The organism is Corynebacterium tardum, assembly GCF_046717785.1.
Lineage (GTDB): Bacteria > Actinomycetota > Actinomycetes > Mycobacteriales > Mycobacteriaceae > Corynebacterium.
The window spans coordinates 2,472,666-2,493,293 of the sequence record NZ_CP177104.1 but is presented as its reverse complement, the minus strand read 5'-3'; the positions used below and the strand labels follow the sequence as shown (position 1 = coordinate 2,493,293).

Sequence of the window (20,628 nt, the reverse complement as noted above, 5' to 3'; positions counted from 1 at the left end):
TTGCTGGCATGAACCTTGTGGAAGCGCATCTTCGCAGCCAGGCGGCGGGCATCGAGCTCGTCGCCGGCGTTGCGGGGCTCAGCCTCGACCAGCTGCGGGCGTGGGGCCCGGAGTCGGCGGCCCAGTCCCTGCTAGCGCTTTACGACGTCTACTTTGCCCCCACCTCCTACACCCGCAAGCAAGCCCGTGCCGTGGACGCTGCGCGCTCAAACGGCCACGACCTGCCCACGCTTGAACTCATCGAGCGCTTCGCCCGCCGCCTTAAGAAACAGCGCGAGGCCTGGGATTTCCGCATTGAGCTGTGCAGCATCGCCGGCGACGAGAAGACCGTCGCCCGCTATGCCCGCACCCGCATCCGCGAGCTCAACCCGCCTCCCACCCCGAAGCCGGGTATCAAGATTCGCCGCGGCAAACAACTGTCCAAGCTCACCCTCACTGCACCGGCCGCACTCATCGAGGATCTCCGCCCCAACATTGATGAAGACGATCCCGTTGGGTCCTTCACCGCAGCATTTCGTGAAGGCCGCCTCGCCCGGCCCGTGGCCCAGACCTTCGCCGTCATGGAGCTTCCCGAGTACGCGAAAATTCTCGGCCGCCTCGGCGATCCCTCCACCCCGCGCCCCGATTCCCACCCTGGTTCCACCGAGCCGATGCCGCCGGGGCCGGCGCCAGATCTTGGCGATATCGTTGTCCAACTCTCCAACGGCGCGAAAATCACTGGTGCTGAGCTCATCGAGCGCGAGCTCGCCGAGGAGGGCCTCGTCATGATCGTCGACCGCGTGAAAGGACCCGTCGATCTCCACCGCACCCAGCGCCTCGCCTCCGACAAGCAGCGCATCATGGCCATTGGTGAACAGCCCACGTGTGCCTGGGACGAGTGCCTGTGTGGCGCGGACTACGCCCAGATTCATCACATCACAGAGTGGAAGGACGGCGGCGAAACCAACCCGGAGAACCTCACCCCGCTGTGCAAATACCACAACGCCATCAATGGCCTGCCCGGCCGCGGACGCATCGTCCGGGAGAACGGCCGCATCCGGTGGCAGCCACCAGGACCGCGCGATCCGCGCGAGACGTTCCACCCGCACCGCGCGCCCCGCGCCCAGCGCCTCCCCGCCGCCAGAAACATTCCTGCTGGCTCTACCGCCAGCCCCGATGCCACCGGCGGTTCACGTCGGGCGTCACCCTCCGGGCCAGCCCCGCCCCGCGGCGACCCTTAACCACTCCACCCCGCTCGACTCTGCGAGCGGGGCAGGGCACCCCTGCGCTATTGGCGGTAGCTGGCCAGGAAGTTGCCCAGGCGCTCAATCGCATTCCCCAACTGCGACGCCCAGGGCAGCGTGACCACGCGGAAGTGATCCGGCGCGGGCCAGTTGAAGCCGGTGCCCTGCACCATGAGGATCTTCTCCGCGCGCAGGATGTCGAGCATGAGCTTCGAGTCGTCATGAATCTCATAAACCTCGGGGTCCAAGCGCGGGAAGCAGTACAGTGCACCCATCGGCTTGACCACGGACACGCCGGGAATCTCGTTGAGCCGCTCGTAGGCAATGTTGCGCTGCTTGAGCAGGCGCCCGCCGGTGCCGGTGAGCTCGTAAATCGACTGCCGCCCACCCAGGGCCACCTGGATGGCGTGCTGCGCCGGCACGTTCGGGCACAGCCGCGTTCCCGCCAGCAGGTCCAGGCCCTCGATAAACCCGCGCGCGTGGGACTTCGGGCCCGTCAGCACCATCCAGCCAGCGCGGTAGCCGGCCACGCGGTACGCCTTGGACAGGCCATTGAACGTAATCGTCAGCAGGTCCGGCGCCAGCGACGCAATCGAGATGTGCTGCGCGTCGTCGTAAAGAATGCGGTCATAAATCTCATCCGCCAAAATCAGCAGGTTATACTCGCGCGCCACCGCAACGATGTTCTGCAGCACCTCCCGCGAATACACCGCGCCCGTCGGATTATTCGGGTTAATGACCACAATCGCCTTGGTCTTCTCCGAAACCTTCGCCCGGATATCCTCAATCGACGGGTTCCAGTCATCCTCCTCGTCGCACAGGTAGTGCACGGGCGTGCCACCCGCCAGCGACGTCGCCGCCGTCCACAGGGGATAGTCGGGGGCGGGGATGAGGACCTCGTCGCCGTCGTTAAGCAGCGCCTGCGTCACCATCGTGATGAGCTCAGAAACGCCGTTGCCCAGATACACGTCATCCAGATCGAAGGCCGGGAAATCCTCCAGCTCGTAGCGCGTCACAATCGCGCGGCGCGCGGAGATAATGCCCTTCGACGTGGAATAGCCCTGCGAGGTCGGCAGCGCCGCAATCATGTCCCGCATAATCACATCGGGCGCGTCGAAGCCAAACACCGCGGGATTGCCGGTGTTGAGCTTCAAAATGCTGTGCCCATCCAGCTCCATGCGCTCCGCCTCGGCGGACACCTCACCGCGGATATCGTAGGCCACACCCTGCAGCTTGGTGGATTGGTCAAAAATCCGATTCTGAGTCATGTGGGCTATGTTACTTCTGGTTCCACTGCTCCAGCTTGCGTTTGGCCAGATTCATCGCATCCCCGGTGATTTCGCCTGCTTGCCGACGCCTCTCCGCCCACTGCGCCTGCTCCAACGCCCGCATCTGCGCGCGCTCTTCTGCCGTCGCGGCCTTGAGCTCTCGGCGGCGCTGGCGCTCAATCTGCCTCAGCGACGGGCGGTGCCACGATTCCGGGCCCACCTTCGCCACGTAGAGCATGATCCACAGCGCCGGAATGAGAAACAGCAGGCCCGTTCCGGTCAGCGCGGCGGTGACGCCGGACAGGGCGGCAAAGGATGCAATCGCGCCGAAAAAGAGCCCGAGCGAGCCCACCATGGCCGTGGCTAGGCGCGGCTTCCGCGTGGACTCGAACGCGCGGGCCACTTCGCCCTGGGAGTACACCTTGAGCTCACTGCTGGCCTTGGTGGGGATATCCATGAAGACCTCTGCCAGCTCGCGCCTGGTCGACGCTATCATCACCGCGTCGGTGCGCTCCTCGAACTCGTCGAGGCTGAGTCGGCCTTCACCCAGCGCTTGGGCGAGATCGTTGACGGCGTCGGTTCGTTCGGCGTCGGAAAGCCGCATGCTGTAGGGATTTGTCACAGATATAACCCTAACCCTTTTCGCGCACCAGGGTGGACAGCAGTGGGAAGATGGCCACGGTCAGCGCGCCGCCGGCGATGAAGATGGAGCCCGTTTCGGCGTCGACAATGCCGGAGTCCACCGCCACCGTCATCACCGCGACGATGATCGGCAGACCCGTCGCCGCGTACAGCGCGACCTGGATGCGCTCGCGGGTGGTCTCCACGTCGGAGCCGGTGTGGTGAATGTTCTCACGCAGGAACACCGGCAGGCCGCGCGTGACCAGAATCAGCGCGGGGATGCCCAGGACCTTGAGCGGCTCCTCCACAATGACGTGCCAGTCAATCGACATGCCGGAAATAACAAAGAAGACCGGGATGAGCATGGAATAAAACACCACGTCGAGGCGGTTTTCTAGGCCCTTGTGGAACTCGTCCGGGATGATGCGGTTCAGGATGATGCCGGCGGCGAACGCGCCCAGCACAATGTCCAGCTCGAAGACTGCCGTCACCGCCATGAGCACCGCCAGGATGAGGATGATGAGGCGCAGAATCGTCTGGTTGGTCGAGCCCGCCCCGGAGATGAACGCGTCCTTGAACCAGGGCATAAGCTTGCCGACGGCAATCGGCATCAACGCCACCGCCACCGCAATCGCGATAAACGCCAGCAGGATGAGCATGGTGGTTAGCGTGGACCGCGTTCCCAGCAGCAGCGCCATAGCGGTAATCGGGGCCACCTCACCAATTGCGCCGTGAATGACGACAGAATCGCCCACCTTCGTGCCAAGCAGCTGGTCTTGTTTCAGCATCGGCGTAATCGTGCCCAGCGCCGTCGACGTCAGGGCGATGGCCATGACGATGGCGCCGGGGATGTCATCCATGAGGAAGTACGCTCCGATGCCGCAGGCCACCGCGCAGATGAGCCACGTGGAAAGTCCCGTGACGGCCTCTTTGGATTTGAGCGTGGCCAAGTCGATTTCGAAGCCGGCGAGGAGGAACAGCGCACCAACGCCCAGCTCCTTCAGCATGCCGATACCGGGGTCTTCGTGGGCCAAGTCCAGCATCGACGGGCCGATGGCCATGCCGAAGAAAATGAGCAGGGCCACGGCCGGCATCTTTTGGCCCAGGATGTGGGAGACCAGCGGCGCGAGCAGCGCCACGGCCATAATCCAGGCGAACGAAACAAGCGACGGCGTGTAAGCGTTCTCGCCCGCAGCGAGGACGAAGGTCGCGTCAGAAAGCATGGTTCAGAGCGTACCTGCGCCGCGCAGCCTGCGCCTATTTTTACTTCGGCGGCAGGGGAGGCGGCGGAGTGCCCCCGCTTTCCGACGCCCCCGGCGCCTTCGGCGCTGCAGGAGCGTTCGGAACTTCCGGCGCACCCGGAGCACTCGGTGCCGCGGGCGCATTCGGCGCGGCAGGAGTAGACGGTGCAGCCGGAGCGCTCGGTACGGCTGGTGCGGGCGGTGCGGCAGGCGCTGCTGGTGCGTTCGGGGCCGTTGCCGCGGACGGAGCGCTCGGTGCCGTGGGCGCGTTGGGCGCTGCCGGTGCGCTGGGAACGGGTGCAGCCGGAGCACTGGGTGCAGTCGTTGGCGCGGGAGCACTCGGCGCGGCAGGAGTAGACGGCGCCGCGGGAGCACTCGGCGCGGACGGTGTAGACGGTACAGCAGGCGCTGCTGGTGTGCTCGGGACGGTTGCTGCAGACGGAGCGCTCGGCGCGGCAGGAGTAGACGGTGCAGCCGGAGCACTGGGTACGGATGGTGCGTTCGGCGCTGATGGCGTAGCGGGGGCACTGGGAACGGGTGCAGCCGGAGCACTGGGTACGGACGGTGCGGCTGGTGCCTTTGCTGCAGGCGGTGCGGAAGGAACGCCGGGCGCGGGTGGCGCAGCGGGTGCGCCGGGAGCGGGTGCAGCCGTCGGTGCTGTGGGCGCTGCCGGTGCAGATGGTGCCGCAGGGGTTGCTGGAGCAGACGGTGCCGCGGGAGCACTGGGTGCGGAGGGCGCTGCCGGTGCGGCAGGTGCAGAGGGGGCGGTGGGTGCCGCTGGAGCGGCGGGAGCGGCAGGGGTGGACGGAGAGGCCGGGGCAGCGGAAGCGGGTGGTGCGGACGGCGCCGTGGGCGCGGCAGCGGAAGCGGGTGGTGCGGACGGCGACGTGGGCGCAGCAGCGGAAGGTGCCGCTGGGGACTTGGGAGCAGCCGGCGCGGCAGGGGCGGACGGAGAGGCCGGGGCAGCGGATTCGGCGGGGGAGAGGCGGCGCGGGGTCTCGAGGAAGGCCTTCTCGCGTGGGGCGGGGAGGTCGCCGGTGGGGGCGATGGCGTCGCGAAGCATGAGCGCAACGTCGGATACCTGCGTCTGCGGGGCGACCGACTTCACGCCGCCGGTGAGCATCACGTTGCAGAACGGGCAGCCGGTGGCAATCTGCTCCGCGCCGGTGGCCACGGCCTGCTCCGAGCGGAACTCGTTGATGCGCGTGCCCAGCTTCTCCTCCATGAACATGCGCGCGCCACCCGCGCCACAGCAGAAGGCCTCGTCGCGGTTGTGGTCCATTTCCGCCAGGGAGGCACCGGTGGCCTCCACCAATTCACGCGGCGGGTCGAAAACCTTGTTGTGGCGGCCCAGGAAGCACGGGTCGTGGTAGGTAACAGGGCGGCGGTTCTCCGGCGAGCGCGGCACGGGCACCAGCAGCTTTTCGCGCACCAGGCGGTTGAGCAGCTGCGTGTGATGCAGCACGTCGAAGTGGCCGTCGAAATCGGGGTATTCGTTACGGATCGTATTGAAGCAGTGCGGACAGGTGGTGATGATTTTGCGCTGGCCGGTGGGGACGCCGGCGAAGGCGCTATTAAGCGCGGCGACATTCTGCTCCGCCATCACTTGGAAGAGGAACTCGTTGCCGGCACGGCGCGCGGGGTCACCCGTGCAGGATTCGCCCGTGGCCAGCACGCCGAACTTCACGCCGGCGGTGTGCAGCATGTCTACCACGGCACGCGTCGTGGCGCGGCCCTGGTCGTCGTAGACACCGGCACAGCCCACCCAGAACAGGTACTCCAGGTCCGAGAAATCCGTGGCGTCCTCGCCGATAATCGGCACCTCAATGCCATCGGCACGCGCCTCATCAATCCACGTGCGGCGCTCCGAGGCGTTGCGGCCCCACGGGTTGCCCTTGGTCTCCATGTTCTTAAACATGCCGGTGAGCTCGGACGGGAAATCGGACTCCGCCAGCACCTTGAAGCGCCGCAGGTCCGCGATGTGGTCGATGTGCTCAATATCCACCGGGCACTGGTCCACGCAGGCGCCGCAGTTGGTGCACGCCCACAGGACGTCATCATCAATCGTGCCGGCCATCGCCAGCACGTTAAGCCCCTCATGCGGGTTGTAGTTGTCCAAGGCACCCTGGCGCAGGTCCATCATGACCTTCTTCGGGCTCAGCGGCTTCTCGGTGTTCCATGCGGGGCACAGGTCCTGGCAGCGGCCGCATTCGGTGCAGGAGGTGGCGTCGAGAAGCATCTTCCAGCTGCCCGGCGTGAGGTCTTCCTCAAGGTCCGGGGTGGGCAGGGACTTCAGCGCCTTCGCACCGTCGGCGTTGCGCTGGAAGAAGATGTTGAAGAACGCCATGAAACGGTGCCACATCACGCCCCACTGGAAGTACCGCGCGATGCACGCGATGAAGACCAGGCCCGACAGGAGCTTCACTAGGGCAAAGAACTGCACTGTGCTTGGCGACGCCCCCATCAACCCCGCCACATGCATCGTCACGAAATCAGCCCACGGCGACCCACCGCCGTAGGTAGCGATGGTGGAGGCTTTGACCAACAGCATGCCGAGGCCCTCGATGAACACAATGCCTTCCACCAAGCGCGCCGGGAAGACCTGCGAGTTGTAGAAGCGGCTGCCGCGCTCAGTGTGGCCGAGCTTGAGGCGCACTGCGGAGAGGAAACCGATACCCAGCACCGTGGCGATGCCGAGGACTTCCTCGATGAAGTGATAGACGGGCCAGTCGCTGAGCCACGGCCAGCCCTTATCAGGCGCGAAGGTTTGGATATAGGCCTCAAACCACACGACGATGCCGAAGAGGAAGCCCACCATGACGAGCCAGTGCGCGGCGTTGACGAGCGGGCGGCCTTTAAAGTGGGTATGGCCGAAGACCTCGGTGATGACGCGGCCCGCGCGGGCGACGGGGCGGTCGAAACGGTTGAGCTGCGTCGGCCCGCCGGAGCGGATGAAGCGGAAGAGCACCCCGACTCGGTAGAAGAAATACAGCCACACCGGGATCGATGCGGCGATGGCAACCCAGCCGTACATGCGTGCTCCTTTATCGCTTGGCTCAATGCTGCCTCCTACCTTAAGGCCTCGGGCGTGAAATCCGGGAGTTGGGATTCAGCTATCATTTTGAGGGTTAAGAATTCAGGAGGCGTTATGGGCAGAATCAGTGTTCCGAAGGCGGCGGCGGGTCTTGTGGCGGGTTTCGCCGCTTTCGGCGTGGCCGGGTTTGCGGTGGCACAGGGCGGTCTGACGGCGAACCTGGCGCTCTCGGGCACGTTTTTCAACGTCAACATGCGCCATCTAGAGGGCGAGGGATTTTCGCTCTTCGTGGACAGCGACAAGAAGGGCGAGGAGGACGTCCCCACCGCGCGGCTGAAGCTGGAGCATGCCGTGGCCTCGGACTTGTGTCTTTATGTCACCACCGACCTGCCCGCGGTGGGTGAGTCAACGCTCGCGCTCAAGGCCAAGGGCGATAACAGCGTGGAGGCCACCGACCTCCTCGTCGGCGCCTCAGATATCGAAGGTTCGCTGGTCATGCAGGACGCCAACGTGGGCATCGATGCCAGCCAGCTCTCCCAGACCGCCGACCCCGGCACCTGGGGCCTCTACGCCAAGCAGGTCTCGCTGACTGCCGACGATGTCCGCGCTACCTCCATCGGCGCGAAGACCCTGTCCGCGAAGAACGTGGGCGTATCCGTGGAGCGGGGCCGCAGCAGTGGCTGCTAAGACGCGGAATAAGTCGCGGTTTCAGGAATGGCGCGCCGGGCGGCCGTTCATCCCGGGGCTGCTGCTCATTTTGTCGGGCGTCGTGATTGCGATGCCGGCCTACTTCACGGTGCAGATTTCGGACCTGCTCGTCATGATTTCCACCGTGTCGGGCGTGTCCACGCTGCTCATCGGCGCGCTGCAGGTGATGTTTGGCCTCGGCGCGTGGTTTCGGCCCGCTACCGCGACGTACCTCGGGGTCTTGGGCATCATTGTCGCGGTGGTAGCGGTGCCCACCTCGAACCTGGGCGGGTTCCTCCTCGGTTCGCTGCTCGGCATCGTCGGCGGCGCGCTGACTCTTGCGTGGGAGCCGAGCGATGCGTAGGCGCGGAGCACTCGCAATGGTGCTGGCGGCCGGGGCGCTGAGCGTTGCCGAGCCAGTCAGCGCGCAGGTCGCGCCCGCCCGGCCCTATTTCTCCACCGTGACGGCGGACGAGGTGACGCTGCGGGGCAACGTGGGCGTGGCGCTGAGCACCATGCCCACGCGCGACGGGGAGGTGCGCGTGCTGGAGCTGACCGGGGACCGCCTGGACGTGCGCAACCTAGGTATCACGCTGCCGGGCAACGCGGGCGACGGCCTGCTCACCACCGGTGGCGCGGTGACCACCGTGGAGAACGCGCGCGTGGTGGCCACCGGCCTGGTCGCCACGCCAGCGGTGGCGGGCGCGGACACCGTGACCGTCGCGGTGGACGTCGCCGACGTCAACGCGGTGCGCGAGGCGCTGGGGTTGCCATCGGACGCTGCGCTTCCCGACGTCCTCATGGACCACGTCTCCCTCACCCACGTCACCCTTGAGCTGGCAAACCTCACCGGGGATAGCTTCTCCGCCCCGGTGATTGCGGTCGGCGTGGACTAGGACTCGCGGAACTGGGACTGGTGGAGCCGGTAGTAGGCGCCGTGGGCGTCGAGAAGCTCGGCGTGGGTGCCCTGCTCCACGATGCGACCGGACTCCATGACGATGATGAGGTCGGCGTCCCGAATCGTGGACAGGCGGTGCGCGATGATGAAGGACGTGCGGTCCGCACGCAACGCGTTCATGGCCTTCTGGACCAGCATCTCAGTGCGGGTATCCACCGACGAGGTGGCCTCGTCCAGAATGAGCAGCGCCGGCTGCGCCAGGAAGGCGCGGGCAATAGTGATGAGCTGGCGCTCGCCGGCGGAAATCGCGCCGCTGTCCTGGTCGATCTTCGTCTCGTAGCCGTCGGGAAGCGCGTGCACGAAGCGGTCCACGTAGGTGGCCTTCGCCGCGGCGATGACCTCCTCATCGGTGGCGTCGAGGCGGCCGTAGCGGATGTTGTCCATGATGGTGCCCTCGAAGACGACGGCGTCCTGGAGCACCATGCCCACCTGGGAGCGCAGCTCGTGCCGGGACATCTCGGCGGTGTCGACGCCGTCCAGGCGGATGGTGCCAGAATCGATGTCGTAGAAGCGCATGAGGAGGTTGACCAGCGTGGTCTTACCAGCCCCGGTGGGGCCCACGATGGCCGCGGTCTGGCCCGGCTCCACGCGCAGGGAGAGGTCCTGGATGAGTGGGGAAGCGGGATCGTAGGAGAAGTCCACGTCCGCGAATTCCACCAGCCCCTGGGCGCGGCCGCCCAGGCGGGAGCCGGTCTGCTCGGGCGTCTCCTCCTCGGCGTCGAGGAACTCAAAGACGCGCTCTGCTGAGGCCACGCCGGATTGCACCTGCTGCATCATGCCGCCGAGCTGGCCCAGCGGCTGGTTGAACTCACGCGAGTACTGGATAAAGGCCTGCGCCCCTCCCAAGGTCAGAGTGCCGGAAGCCACCTTGAGCGCGCCCAGCACCGCGATGACCACGTAGGACAGGTAGGAGATGAACTGCATGATCGGCATCATCATGCCGGCCAAGAACTGTGCCAGCGAGGCAGAGCGGAAGAGCTCCTCGTTGCGCTTATCGAATTCTTCGGTCATGGCGTCGATGCGGCCGAAGACGGTGGCGAGGTCGTGGCCGGAGAAGGCCTCCTCCACCTGGCCGTTAAGATCGCCGGTGGCCTTCCACTGCGCCTTGAATTGCTTCTGTGCGCGGGAACCAATGACCGCGACGATGACCAGCGTGAGCGGCAGCGCCAAGAGTGCCACAAGCGCCAGCTGCCACGAGACGGTAAACATCATGACCGTAATGCCCACGACCATGAGCAGGTTGTAGAACAGCTGCGAAATGGCCTGCTGGAGGGCGGATTGGATATTGTCGGCGTCGTTGGTCGTGCGAGAGAGCAGGTCGCCGCGCGATTGCGTATCGAAGTAGTTGAGCGGCAGGCGGTTAAGCTTGGCCTCGATGCGCTCGCGCAGCTCGAAGACCACCTTCATCACCAGCGAGTTCAGCAGATAACCCTGCCACCACTGGAACAGCGAGGACACCACGTACATCGCAATCACGATGCCGATAATCGTGCCCAGCTTGTCAAAGTCGATGCCAAAGCCCGGGTTGAGGTCCATGGCGGAGGCCATGTCCGCGAACTTGTCCTGGCCCTGGGCGCGCATCGCCTCGATGGCCTGGTCCTTCGTCACGCCTGCCGGCATCTGGCGCGAAATTACGCCGGAGAAGATGACGTCGGTAGCCTTGCCCATCACCTTCGGCGCGGCCACGGCAAGCACCACGCACACGATGTTCATCGCGCCAATTGCCCACAGCTGCACCTTGAACGGCGCGAGCAGGCCAAAGAGACGTTTGGCGGAGGGCCAGAAATTCTTCGCCTTGCGTGGGGCGGCCTCGCCGGTCTTTTCCTCCAGATCCGCGGTCTCGTGGTCGTTGTGCGTTGCGTCGAGCTTCTCAGCCATTTATGCCACCTCCGCGGTCTTCTGGGATTCCACGATTTCGCGGTACGTATCGGAGCTTTCCAGCAGCTCCTCGTGAGTGCCGCGCGCGACGATGCGCCCGGCGTCCATGACCAGAATCTGGTCGGCGTCCACAATCGAGCTCACGCGCTGCGCCACGATGATGGTCGTGGCCTCAGCGGTGTACTCGCGCATGGCGTCGCGCACGGCGGCGTCGGTAAGCACGTCCAGCGCGGAGAAGGAATCATCGAACAGGTACACCAGCGGGCGCGCGACGAGCATTCGCGCAATGGACAGGCGCTGGCGCTGGCCGCCGGAGACGTTGGTGCCGCCTTGGGCGATGTGCATGTCCAGGTCCTCGACGAAGTCCGCCTGTGCGGTGCGCAGCGCTGCCCACAGTTCCTCGTCAGTAGCCTCCGGGGCGCCGAGGCGCAGGTTGGAGGCGACGGTGCCGCTGAACAGGTACGGCTTCTGCGGCACGAGGCCCACACGCTTGACGACGTCCGCCCGGGCCATTTCCGCCACATTCGTCCCATCGAGTAGCACCTGGCCGTGGGTGGGCAGGTAGAGGCGCGGGATGAGCGAGAGCGCGGTGGTCTTGCCGGAGCCCGTCGCGCCGATGAGCGCGGTGGTGGTGCCGGGGGTGGCGGTAAAGGAGACGTCGTGAAGCACGGGCTCGTCGGCGCCGGCGTACTGGAACGTGACGTCATTAAGCTCCACCACGCCCTCGGAGCGGGCCGGGGTAACGGGATTGGTGGGCTCGGTGATGGAGGGCTCGTGGTTGAGCACGTCGGTGATGCGGCGGGCGCAGATGATGGCGCGCGGGAGCATCATGGCCATGAAGGTACCCATCATGACCGCGGCGAGGATCTGGAGGAGGTACTGCAGGAACGCGGTGAGCGAGCCGACCTCCACCAGGCCATCGTCCACGCGGTGGCCGCCAAACCACAGGACCGCGCCCGTGGCCACGTTGAGGATGACCGTGATGATGGGGAACATGAGGATGAACAGTTGGCCCACCTTGAGCGAGAGGCCAGTGAGGTCCTGGTTGGCGTCGCGGAAGCGCTTCGCCTCGTGCTCCTCGCGGGTAAACGCGCGGACGACGCGGATGCCGGCGATTTGTTCGCGCAGCGTGCCGTTCATGGTGTCGAGCTTGCCCTGCCAGGAGCGGAAGAGCGGCATGAGGCGCAGGATGATGGCGGTGATGGCGGCCAGCAGGACCACGACGGAAACGACCACGAGCCAGGACAGGCCGGCGTCCTCGCGCACCGCCATGACGATGCCGCCGATGGACATGATGGGGGCGGTGACCATGAAGCTGAGGATCATCATGTAGACCATCTGGATCTGCTGGACGTCATTGGTGCCGCGGGTAATGAGGGTGGCCGTGCCGAAGTGGCTCATGTCCTCGGCGGAGTAGCGGGTAACGCGGCGGAAGACGTCCGAGCGCAGGTCGCGACCGAGGCCCATCGCCGTGCGCGAGCCGAACCAGATCGCGGCAATGGCGGCGATGACCTGAATGAAGGCCACGGCGAGCATGATGCCACCGGTGCGCCAGATATAGTCGACGTCCACCTGTGCCACTCCTCGGTCAATGATCTTCGCGTTGAGCGAAGGCAGGTAGAGCGTGGCGGCGGTGGAGAGCGCCTGGAGGATGAGAACCGCGATGACGTAGCCGGCGTACGGCTTTGAGCGGGATAACAGTATGCGAACGAGTTCCATAAACCAGCGATTCGTGCGGAGTGTGCAGTGACCGCGCAAGTTTATCCCTTGTGGTTGCGCGGGCGCTAGCCCGTGCGTCTAGCTCGCGCGCGTGGTGTGCAAGATGAATGTCTCCGGTGGGGTGAGGCGCTCAACGGCGAGGGCGATCCGCTGAGTCGACGTTTCCCCTACGCGCATGGCGTGATGGAGGATGGCTCCTTCGTAAAGCGCGTCAAGCACCAGCGTGGTGGGTTCATCAAAATAGGTGGAGAGGATTTCCTGACATGCACGTGTCCATTCCAGGAGGATCATGCGATGGCGTGGCCGGCGAAGCGATAGTGCGTAAAGTTCGCTGCCTAGGATGAGATCGGTGCGTGAACTGGCGGTAGCCGAGAGCATGTCCACGGTGGCGGCTCGAGCGTCCTTGAGCGTGGAGACGCCTTCGTAGAATTCTCGAAACTCGGTAACTGAGCGGTGAGTGAAGCTCTGGAATGCGGCGTTAATGAGGCCGTCTTTATCAGAGAAATAATAGGCAATGGAGCCGAGCGCCACATGCGCCTCTGCAGCGACTGCACGCAGGGTTAGTCCTGCGACGCCTTCGCGGACAATGGTGTTTAGCGCAGCAGTTATGATGAGTTCCCTGCGCTGTGTACCTTCTCTAGACATCTCGCTCCCTGTGTGTGGTGATCCTTCAGTCTAGTGTTCGCATGTACTGAGCAGTGGGAAGTCGGCAGCATGTGGGCGGAGAAGGCTTTATTAGGCCTGGCTTGGCTCCTTCTTCATGAAAATCTTCCAGAGGCCAAGCAGCGCAACCACGGCCCATACCGCCTCAACGATGAACAGTCCTGGGTTAAAGGGTGAAATTGCGGTGTAGACAAATCCTGTAGCGCCGAGGAAATTGAGGGATTGGTACAGCGGGGAATCGGCCGTCAGAACGCGGAAGTTGAGAAGGCCGTAGGCCACGACGAACAGGACGCCGGCGATGATGCCGATTTCGAAAGCGAAGCTCATGGGGGTATTTCTTTCTGTCAAAAGTGGAAGCAGGTCGGGCGGGTTCTAGCCTTGGGTGGCGGCTTTCTTGCGGTCTCGGTAGATGCGGATAATTCCATACAGGCCGAAGAGGGACCAGATGAGCTCAGTGAAGAACACACCGGCATTAAAGGGCGTGGCGGCCGAAGCGGCGAGGAAGCCGGCGCCAATAAAGTTGAGGATTTGGTACGGGTAGTCGTCAACCGTCCATTTCCCAAGGTTGAGCATTGCGAATGCGAAAAGCAGCGCTACAGAGGCGATGAGGCCGAAAATGACCATGGCAGACATTGAAAAACATGTCCTTTCAAGAATGGTATGGGTGGTACATCGATGCTTCTCCGGAGCGTGGCTGCCCCTGAAGCGCGTAGCGAATTGAGCGCGTGGATTGGGGGCAGAAATTGGCGTTGAGCTCGACATTGCCAAGTTAAGCACCGCCGCGTCGCGTGCGGTAAATGGGACAAACGGACGGTTTGTGAACACTTGTCTAAACTGCAGCTGGCGGGCTCGGGCGCTAGTTGAACGGCCGTCCATATTCGCTTGATGCTTGGGGTGGGGGTTTACTGAAGTTTAGGGAGCTGAGAAAAGCTCCAGCCTGCCTCCAGCGTTGCGAATCTCCGGTAGGGCAGGTGTTGCCAGCAGGTGACGGTAGCGAGTCACCTGGACACGAGTGCCCAGCGATGGTCACGGGCGAAGCACGCCTGCGGATCGCAGCTGGCGCGATAGGAGAAGTAGCTCATGTCCGCCTTACCAACATCGGTCGACCCAAACCTTCATGACATCTCTTTGCACGTCAAACCGGGCAAAGAGCGTGCACCTTTCTTTCGCTATTTTCGCTTCAATCTGCCAAAGCTAACCCGAGCCGTGATAGTGGCCATCATGACCCTTCAAGGGGGTCTTGCTTGGTACGTGGCGCGGACCGAATTCTTAATTTTCCCTGGGCAGGAAGTTGTCCTTTATCTCCTCGTCGCCTTGTGCGCCGTCGTCGCTGTCCTCGGCGCCGTGACGCCGTGGCGTGTGTGGGACTTCGGGCTTATCCCCGCGGTGGGATCGCTGCTTCTGTTTGTCGGTGGTCTTGCCGGCACCCCGCCTTGGGGATGGAACGGAGCCGATGTATATCTGGCCGCTGCATGGAATACAACAGCCTTGTGTGGCCTCGCCTACCTCGTTGTGTACTGGGCGCTGGACTATGGCGTGCTCGTTGCCTACCCGGACGATCAAGGATTTGAGGACTAATCATGTTGACTGAATTTCCCGCATGGCTACGCATCGAACACTTTGTCAATATCCTCTTCGTTACGCTTTTCATCCGAAGCGGCATCGAAATCCTAGGAACGTTCCCCAAGCTGCACCGTTCGATCCACACGCCCCTAGGAAAACAGTGGGCCCAGTTTTCTGTTAAGCAGAAGCGCAAGCATAAGTACTTCCCGGTTTCCGGTGAGTATGAAAACTACAGCCCCATCGTCTCTCTTCCGGGCTATGGAGCCTTGGGACAAGGCCGCTACTGGCACTTCATCTCGGTGATGGGGTGGTTGCTCCTACTGGTTATCTACTGGGGGCTTTTACTAGCGACGGGACAGTGGCGTCGTTACTGGCCTGAAAACTGGGGCGTTTTTGCCCAAGCCTGGGATGATCTCGTCCACTACTTAGGCTTCCAAATCCCCAGCGCGATGGACGGTTACCCATTCAATGCCATCCAACAGCTGTCTTATGGCTTTGTCGTCCTCATCTTGCCTATGTGGATGATTCTCACCGGCATGTTCCAGTCGCCTGCCATCAATAACCACTTCCCTCGGATTTCCAAGGCAATGGGCGGCCGCCAGGTCATTCGCACCCTGCACTTTTGGGGGCTTGTTGCCTACCTGGTCTTCATTCTCATTCACGTGAGCATGGTGGTCATGCACGGCTACGGCCACGAGGTTTCCAAGATGGTCTTCGGACACGCTGATAAGCCAGTAGCTGGCGGCATCATTTTCACGATGGGACTTATGCTCATTGTCTTCGTCCACATCTGGGCCACGAAGACCTCCCTCAAACGCCCGATGACAGTCGCCGCGATACACAACGCTGTGGTGCGCCCCTTTACACGGTTTCTGCGTGCCAAGGCGCCATCGCGCCAACGCGGGGTGTATGCCGATTCAGAGGTCACCAAGGCGCCACATCATAGGGCCTCGGGCATGCCGCCGGGTTCCGAGGAATACATGGCGCTCCTGTGCAACGGATTTGAGAAGGACTACGTACTTGAAATTGGTGGGTTCGTCGAAAAGCCCATGCGTCTGACCTTGGAGGACTTGCGCCGACTTTCGGCCGGGCATTCCCAGAATACGGTGCACCATTGTGTCCAAGGATTTACTTCTGTGGGAAAGTGGGAAGGTGTTCCGTTGGCGCAGCTCTTGGATTTAGTCAAACCTCTGGACGGGGCCTCCGACGTCGTTGTACATAGCTTCCAGAACATGACCCGCGACGATGATAACTACAGCGGTTCGTACTACTACGAGTCCATGCCCATGGTGGAAGCGCGCCAACCGGAAACGCTCATCGCTATCGGCTATGACGGCGGCGAGATTCCGATCAAGAACGGTGCACCCATGCGCTTGCGACTGGAGACGTCGACTGGTTTCCGTTCTGCCAAGTGGCTCGACCGTATCGAAGTTGTCAACCGTTTCGACATAGTGGGCAACGGGCGCGGTGGCTTCTTCGAAGACACTGACAGCTACGACCGCCTGCAAATGCTTTAGGAGTACGCCATGTCACGAGCACTCTATGAAGACCTCTTCTTAAACCCTGAACAGATTGAGCGCGTGCGCAGCTACATTCGCCAGGTGGATTTTCACCTGCCGGGGGCTACCAGCGCAGACTTTGCCATCAATCAACACGCGCGCTACTTGGGGTACATGTTCCAACAAGAAGATTTGGAATCCTATGGCGTGGGGTTGGAATGCACCGCGCCGGGAATGGAGCACCAGCGCACGTTTATCAGGATGTCGCGCGGGCAGCTGCTAGGGCACGAGGACGCACCCATTCTGGCGGTCAACGATCCTGTTTTGGCAGCAGATGCCATGACGTTACATCGCTTTTACGACGAAGAGCGACGCCCGTTGCGTCATGGAGAGGAGACATATTCCTCCGATGCGGGCGCTCCCGGTGCCGATATGGACTTGTCCATGGTTGAACAACAACTTCGCGACATCGTAGCGTTCCACAACGGCGAACCAGTGCCAGGTAACCAGGAGATCCTGGACCTGCGTGTGTATTGGGGAACGCTCTTGGCGGGGCGCTATCCACGCCTGAAACACCTGGAGAAGTCCGGGCGGCTGTCGGCGCCGCAAGCTGACAGGTTGCGTGCGGTAGAGGCCGAGATCAATTCGGTCGAGGGGATTCTGCACTCCCTGGGGCTGGCTACCCTCGAGGACCTCACCAAGCCCAAGCGCGAGGACGGTTAGAAGCAGACCGGGGCGCGCTGGGCGCGGGCGGCGACGGCCTCCCAGTCCTCTACCTCTGCCGTCGGACGGCACAGGCCCTCCCACGTGGTGACGGCGACCCCGCGCGCCATGAGCTCCAGCAGCACCAGGTGGCGGTCGCCGGAGGCGGACAGCTGGTTGAGGTCCGTGTGGCTAATATCGGCGTCGGGGCCGGAGCCGACGCGCACGTTGCCGATGAGCCGCAGGCGCGGCGTGGTGCCCTTGGGGCATGGCGCGGCCTCCGATTCGTCCTGGGCGCCGGCCAGCCCGGCGAAGCGGCGCAGCAAGCCGAAGGGCGCGGGGCGCTCACAATAGAGGTCCACACACAGGCCGGCTCCGACGAGCCGTTCGGCGGTGGAGAGCGCGGCCGGGCTGTCCCCGACGATGGCTACACGCTGCATGGCAACCCCTTCAGTTCGGACTTACTAGACTATCTAGTCTGTAAATCTAGTCCGCTCGGTTCACATCGGCCAATTTTTATTCTCTCCAGCGGCCAAGCTCACAGCACGTGGAGCCCCCGCCCGGCTGCGCCGACCGCCCGAGGCACATAAGGTGAAGTGCCATGACCGAACCGATCAACCTGCTGGACCGCGGCGATTACCGCGACCCCAGCATCAGCCCCGAGGGCACGCGAGACACCGCTCCGCTCGACCCCGCCGTGGCCGCGCGCAATCAAGAACTCGTCGACGACTGGGCGGACAAGCTTTATAACGCCTCCGCCGCGACCATCACCGAATGGGCCGCCGAGCACGCGCCGGGCCGCCTCGCGGTGACGATGTCCATGGAAAACACCGTCCTGGCAGAGCTCGCCCACCAGGCTCACCTGGACGCCGACCTGCTCTTCATCGACACCGGCTGGCACTTTGAGGAGACGCTGGCGGTGGCGGGAGACGTCGAGAAGCGCTATGCGGACCTGCCCTTGGTCAGGGTCCTGCCGATTCTCAGCCCGGAAGAACAGGACAAGATTTACGGTCCGCGCCTCTACGCGCGCGATACCGCAGCGTATAACCGCATGCGCAAGGTGGAGCCGCTCAACATGGCGATGGACCCCTACGTCGGCTGGATTACCGGCCTGCGCCGTGCCGATTCCGAGCACCGCGCCACTGCCCCGGCGCTGAGCCTAGACCGCACCGGCCGGCTGAAGATTTCCCCGATTATCACCTGGGACCTCGACGACACCGACGCCTACATCAAGGCACACGATCTCATCATCCACCCGCTCACCCTCAAGGGCTACCGCTCGATCGGTTGCGCGCCCCTGACGTTCCCGGTGGGCGAGGGCGAGGACGCGCGCTCCGGCCGCGTGTTCGCCGACGGCAAGACAGAATGCGGGTTGCACGAATAATGACTCTTTCACCACACCTTCACGATCTTGAGAATGAATCCCTCCACATCCTGCGCGAGGTGGCCGGGCAATTCGACAAAGTAGGCCTGCTGTTTTCCGGCGGCAAGGACTCCGTCGTGGTCTTCGAGCTGGCGCGCCGCGCGTTTGCACCGGCGACCGTGCCGTTTGAGCTCATCCACGTCGACACCGGCCACAACTTCCCGGAAGTCATCCAGTTCCGCGACGAGCTGGTGGAAGAAACCGGCGCCCGCCTCCACGTGGCCCTGGTGCAGGACTGGATCGACCGCGGCGACCTGCAGGAGCGCCCCGACGGCACCCGCAACCCGCTGCAGTCCGTACCGCTGGTGGAGACCATTGCGGAACGCGGCTACGACGCTGTCCTGGGCGGCGCGCGCCGCGACGAGGAGCGTGCGCGCGCCAAGGAGCGCATCTTCTCCATCCGTGACTCCTTCGGCGGCTGGGACCCGCGCCGCCAGCGCCCCGAGCTGTGGGACCTCTACAACGGCGGCAAGATGGCCGGCGAGAACGTGCGTGTCTTCCCCATTTCCAACTGGACCGAGGCAGATATTTGGGAGTACATCGGCGCCCGCGGCCTGAAGCTGCCGTCTATCTACTTCTCCCACCAGCGCGAGGTGTTCAAGCGCAACGGCATGTGGCTGACTCCCGGCGAGTGGGGTGGCCCGCGCGAGGGCGAGCAGCTGGAGACCCGCACCGTGCGCTACCGCACCGTGGGTGACATGTCCTGCACCGGTGCGGTGGAGTCCACCGCCTCGACGACGGATGAAATCCTCGCCGAAATCTCCGTGTCGACACTTTCCGAGCGCGGCGCCACCCGCGCCGACGACAAACTGTCCGAGTCCGCTATGGAGGACCGCAAGAAGGAAGGCTACTTCTGATGACGATTACCCCCGCACCGAATGTTGGCGCGCTTAAGCAGCGCGACACCCTGCGGCTGTGCACCGCCGGTTCCGTCGATGATGGCAAGTCCACCTTCGTCGGCCGCCTGCTCTATGACACCAAGTCCGTGCTCGCGGACCAGGTGGAGTCCATGGAGCGTTCCTCCGCCGACCGCGGCTTTGACGGCATGGACCTCTCGCTGCTGGTGGACGGCCTGCGCGCCGAGCGCGAGCAGGGCATTACCATCGACGTGGCCTATCGCTACTTCGCCACGGACAAGCGCACGTTCATCCTGGCCGATACGCCGGGCCACGTGCAGTACACGCGCAATACGGTCACCGGCATGTCCACCTCCCAGGTGGTGGTGCTGCTTATCGACGCCCGCCATGGCGTTGTCGAGCAAACCCGCCGCCACCTCAACGTCGCAGCGCTGCTGGGTGTGCGCCACGTGATTCTGGGCGTGAACAAGATCGACCTGGTGGACTACGACGAGGCGACGTTCCGCGCTATCGAGTCCGAGTTCAACGACATCGCCGCGCGTCTGGGCATTACGGATTCGGTGGCCATCCCGATTTCCGCGCTGAAGGGCGACAACGTGGTGGAGGGCTCTGAGAACATGTCCTGGTACGACGGGCCCACCGTGCTCGAGGTGCTGGAGACTGTCCCGGTGACGGGCGGCCGCGCGGAGGACCTGGACTTCCGTTTCCCCATTCAGTACGTCATCCGTGAGCACGCCTCCGATTACCGCGGCTACGCCGGCCGCGTGAAGGCGGGCTCCATTTCGGTGGGGGATACGGTGACCCTGCCCGGCGGGCGCACGTCCACGGTGACGGGCATTGATACCGCCGACGGCGCGCTGGCTGAGGGCCAGTCCGCCACGGCGGGGGATTCGGTGGTGCTGTTGCTTGCCGACGACATCGACCTCGCCCGCGGCGACCTCATCGCTGGCTCCGAGCGCCCAGAGGCCACCCGCGAGTTCGCCGCCACCGCGGTGGTGCTCACAGAAAAGGACCTCACGCCGGGTCAGATGCTCAAGCTGCGCTACGGAACCGCGCTGGTCAAGGCTCGTGTGGCGTCGGTAGACCGCGTCCTGGATTTGGACGGGGTGGCTGACCATGACTCGCCAGAGTCCGCCACGCTGAATGACATTGCCTACATCACCGTCCAGACTCAGGCGGAGCTGCCGGTGGAGGACTACGCCGCGCGTGGCGCGGTGGGCAACTTCTTGCTCATTGACCAGTCCACGGGCAACACGCTGGCGGCTGGGTTCGCCGGCCAGCGTCTGCGCTAA

Annotated in this window: 20 protein-coding genes; 10 read left to right on the top strand and 10 right to left on the bottom strand. The window is 63.9% G+C overall.

What is annotated here, in order from left to right; genetic code table 11:
- Positions 1–8: 8 nt before the first annotated feature.
- On the top strand, positions 9–1,220 hold the full coding sequence (locus tag ACLI1P_RS11955; protein ID WP_411708976.1) for an HNH endonuclease signature motif containing protein: 1,212 nt from the start codon (positions 9–11) through the stop codon (positions 1,218–1,220).
- A gap of 47 nt (positions 1,221–1,267) precedes the next feature.
- Here the strand turns inward: ACLI1P_RS11955 and ACLI1P_RS11950 are convergent, their stop codons facing one another.
- The 4 genes from ACLI1P_RS11950 to ACLI1P_RS11935 are packed head-to-tail and all read right to left on the bottom strand — an operon-like array spanning position 1,268 to position 7,387.
- Positions 1,268–2,491, bottom strand: a complete 1,224-nt coding sequence (locus ACLI1P_RS11950) for a pyridoxal phosphate-dependent aminotransferase (RefSeq protein ID WP_408929689.1) — start codon at positions 2,489–2,491, stop codon at positions 1,268–1,270.
- Between the two features lie 10 nt (positions 2,492–2,501).
- Positions 2,502–3,113 carry a DUF1707 domain-containing protein gene (locus tag ACLI1P_RS11945; protein WP_411708975.1) on the bottom strand — a complete coding sequence of 204 codons (612 nt, stop codon included), beginning with the start codon at positions 3,111–3,113 and terminating at the stop codon, positions 2,502–2,504.
- A gap of 10 nt (positions 3,114–3,123) precedes the next feature.
- A complete protein-coding gene (locus tag ACLI1P_RS11940; RefSeq protein WP_411708974.1) occupies positions 3,124–4,335 on the bottom strand; it encodes a cation:proton antiporter in 1,212 nt (403 codons plus the stop codon).
- Positions 4,336–4,375: 40 nt separating this feature from the next.
- Positions 4,376–7,387, bottom strand: a complete 3,012-nt coding sequence (locus ACLI1P_RS11935) for a (Fe-S)-binding protein (protein ID WP_411708973.1) — start codon at positions 7,385–7,387, stop codon at positions 4,376–4,378.
- 114 nt (positions 7,388–7,501) lie between these two features.
- Here ACLI1P_RS11935 and ACLI1P_RS11930 point away from each other — a divergent pair, with 114 nt between their 5' ends.
- The 3 genes from ACLI1P_RS11930 to ACLI1P_RS11920 are packed head-to-tail and all read left to right on the top strand — an operon-like array spanning position 7,502 to position 8,970.
- The gene (locus ACLI1P_RS11930) at positions 7,502–8,074 is read left to right on the top strand and encodes a DUF6230 family protein (protein ID WP_296134139.1); all 573 of its coding nucleotides are present in this window, start codon (positions 7,502–7,504) and stop codon (positions 8,072–8,074) included.
- Positions 8,064–8,438, top strand: coding sequence for a DUF6114 domain-containing protein (locus ACLI1P_RS11925; RefSeq protein ID WP_408929685.1), 375 nt, complete (start codon positions 8,064–8,066; stop codon positions 8,436–8,438). The genes ACLI1P_RS11930 and ACLI1P_RS11925 overlap by 11 nt, the downstream gene beginning before the upstream one ends.
- Entirely contained in the window at positions 8,431–8,970 is a 540-nt protein-coding gene (locus ACLI1P_RS11920) for a hypothetical protein (RefSeq protein ID WP_408929684.1), read from the top strand. The genes ACLI1P_RS11925 and ACLI1P_RS11920 overlap by 8 nt, the downstream gene beginning before the upstream one ends.
- On the opposite strand, the gene ACLI1P_RS11915 is transcribed toward ACLI1P_RS11920, so the two are convergent.
- The 5 genes from ACLI1P_RS11915 to ACLI1P_RS11895 form a co-directional block, all read right to left on the bottom strand.
- Positions 8,967–10,910: an ABC transporter ATP-binding protein gene (locus ACLI1P_RS11915; RefSeq protein WP_411708972.1), complete on the bottom strand. Its 1,944-nt coding sequence runs from the start codon at positions 10,908–10,910 to the stop codon at positions 8,967–8,969. The genes ACLI1P_RS11920 and ACLI1P_RS11915 overlap by 4 nt on opposite strands.
- Positions 10,911–12,629 (bottom strand): ABC transporter ATP-binding protein, encoded by a 1,719-nt coding sequence (locus ACLI1P_RS11910; protein ID WP_411708971.1) that lies wholly within the window; start codon positions 12,627–12,629, stop codon positions 10,911–10,913. It lies immediately after the preceding gene.
- 78 nt (positions 12,630–12,707) lie between these two features.
- Positions 12,708–13,274 carry a TetR/AcrR family transcriptional regulator gene (locus ACLI1P_RS11905; protein WP_306507348.1) on the bottom strand — a complete coding sequence of 189 codons (567 nt, stop codon included), beginning with the start codon at positions 13,272–13,274 and terminating at the stop codon, positions 12,708–12,710.
- Between the two features lie 90 nt (positions 13,275–13,364).
- Complete coding sequence (locus ACLI1P_RS11900) at positions 13,365–13,619, bottom strand: CBU_0592 family membrane protein (RefSeq protein WP_306507347.1); 255 nt, start codon at positions 13,617–13,619, stop codon at positions 13,365–13,367.
- A gap of 45 nt (positions 13,620–13,664) precedes the next feature.
- A complete protein-coding gene (locus tag ACLI1P_RS11895; protein WP_306507346.1) occupies positions 13,665–13,925 on the bottom strand; it encodes a CBU_0592 family membrane protein in 261 nt (86 codons plus the stop codon).
- 588 nt (positions 13,926–14,513) lie between these two features.
- On the opposite strand from ACLI1P_RS11895, the gene ACLI1P_RS11890 reads away from it, so the two are divergent.
- From ACLI1P_RS11890 to ACLI1P_RS11880, 3 genes are read left to right on the top strand one after another with little or no spacing between them, the layout of a single operon-like run.
- Complete coding sequence (locus ACLI1P_RS11890) at positions 14,514–14,870, top strand: hypothetical protein (RefSeq protein ID WP_411708970.1); 357 nt, start codon at positions 14,514–14,516, stop codon at positions 14,868–14,870.
- Positions 14,871–14,872: 2 nt separating this feature from the next.
- Entirely contained in the window at positions 14,873–16,372 is a 1,500-nt protein-coding gene (locus tag ACLI1P_RS11885; protein ID WP_306507344.1) for a molybdopterin-dependent oxidoreductase, read from the top strand.
- 9 nt (positions 16,373–16,381) lie between these two features.
- Positions 16,382–17,077: a hypothetical protein gene (locus tag ACLI1P_RS11880; RefSeq protein WP_306507343.1), complete on the top strand. Its 696-nt coding sequence runs from the start codon at positions 16,382–16,384 to the stop codon at positions 17,075–17,077.
- On the opposite strand, the gene ACLI1P_RS11875 is transcribed toward ACLI1P_RS11880, so the two are convergent.
- Positions 17,074–17,496, bottom strand: coding sequence for a methylenetetrahydrofolate--tRNA-(uracil-5-)-methyltransferase (locus ACLI1P_RS11875; protein ID WP_411708969.1), 423 nt, complete (start codon positions 17,494–17,496; stop codon positions 17,074–17,076). The two genes, ACLI1P_RS11880 and ACLI1P_RS11875, sit on opposite strands and share 4 nt — an antisense overlap.
- 161 nt (positions 17,497–17,657) lie before the next feature.
- On the opposite strand from ACLI1P_RS11875, the gene ACLI1P_RS11870 reads away from it, so the two are divergent.
- From ACLI1P_RS11870 to ACLI1P_RS11860, 3 genes are read left to right on the top strand one after another with little or no spacing between them, the layout of a single operon-like run.
- On the top strand, positions 17,658–18,440 hold the full coding sequence (locus ACLI1P_RS11870) for a phosphoadenylyl-sulfate reductase (protein WP_411708968.1): 783 nt from the start codon (positions 17,658–17,660) through the stop codon (positions 18,438–18,440).
- The gene (gene cysD / locus ACLI1P_RS11865) at positions 18,440–19,336 is read left to right on the top strand and encodes a sulfate adenylyltransferase subunit CysD (protein WP_306507340.1); all 897 of its coding nucleotides are present in this window, start codon (positions 18,440–18,442) and stop codon (positions 19,334–19,336) included. The genes ACLI1P_RS11870 and cysD overlap by 1 nt, the downstream gene beginning before the upstream one ends.
- Positions 19,336–20,628: a sulfate adenylyltransferase subunit 1 gene (locus ACLI1P_RS11860; RefSeq protein ID WP_408929678.1), complete on the top strand. Its 1,293-nt coding sequence runs from the start codon at positions 19,336–19,338 to the stop codon at positions 20,626–20,628. Before cysD ends, ACLI1P_RS11860 begins: the two co-directional genes overlap by 1 nt.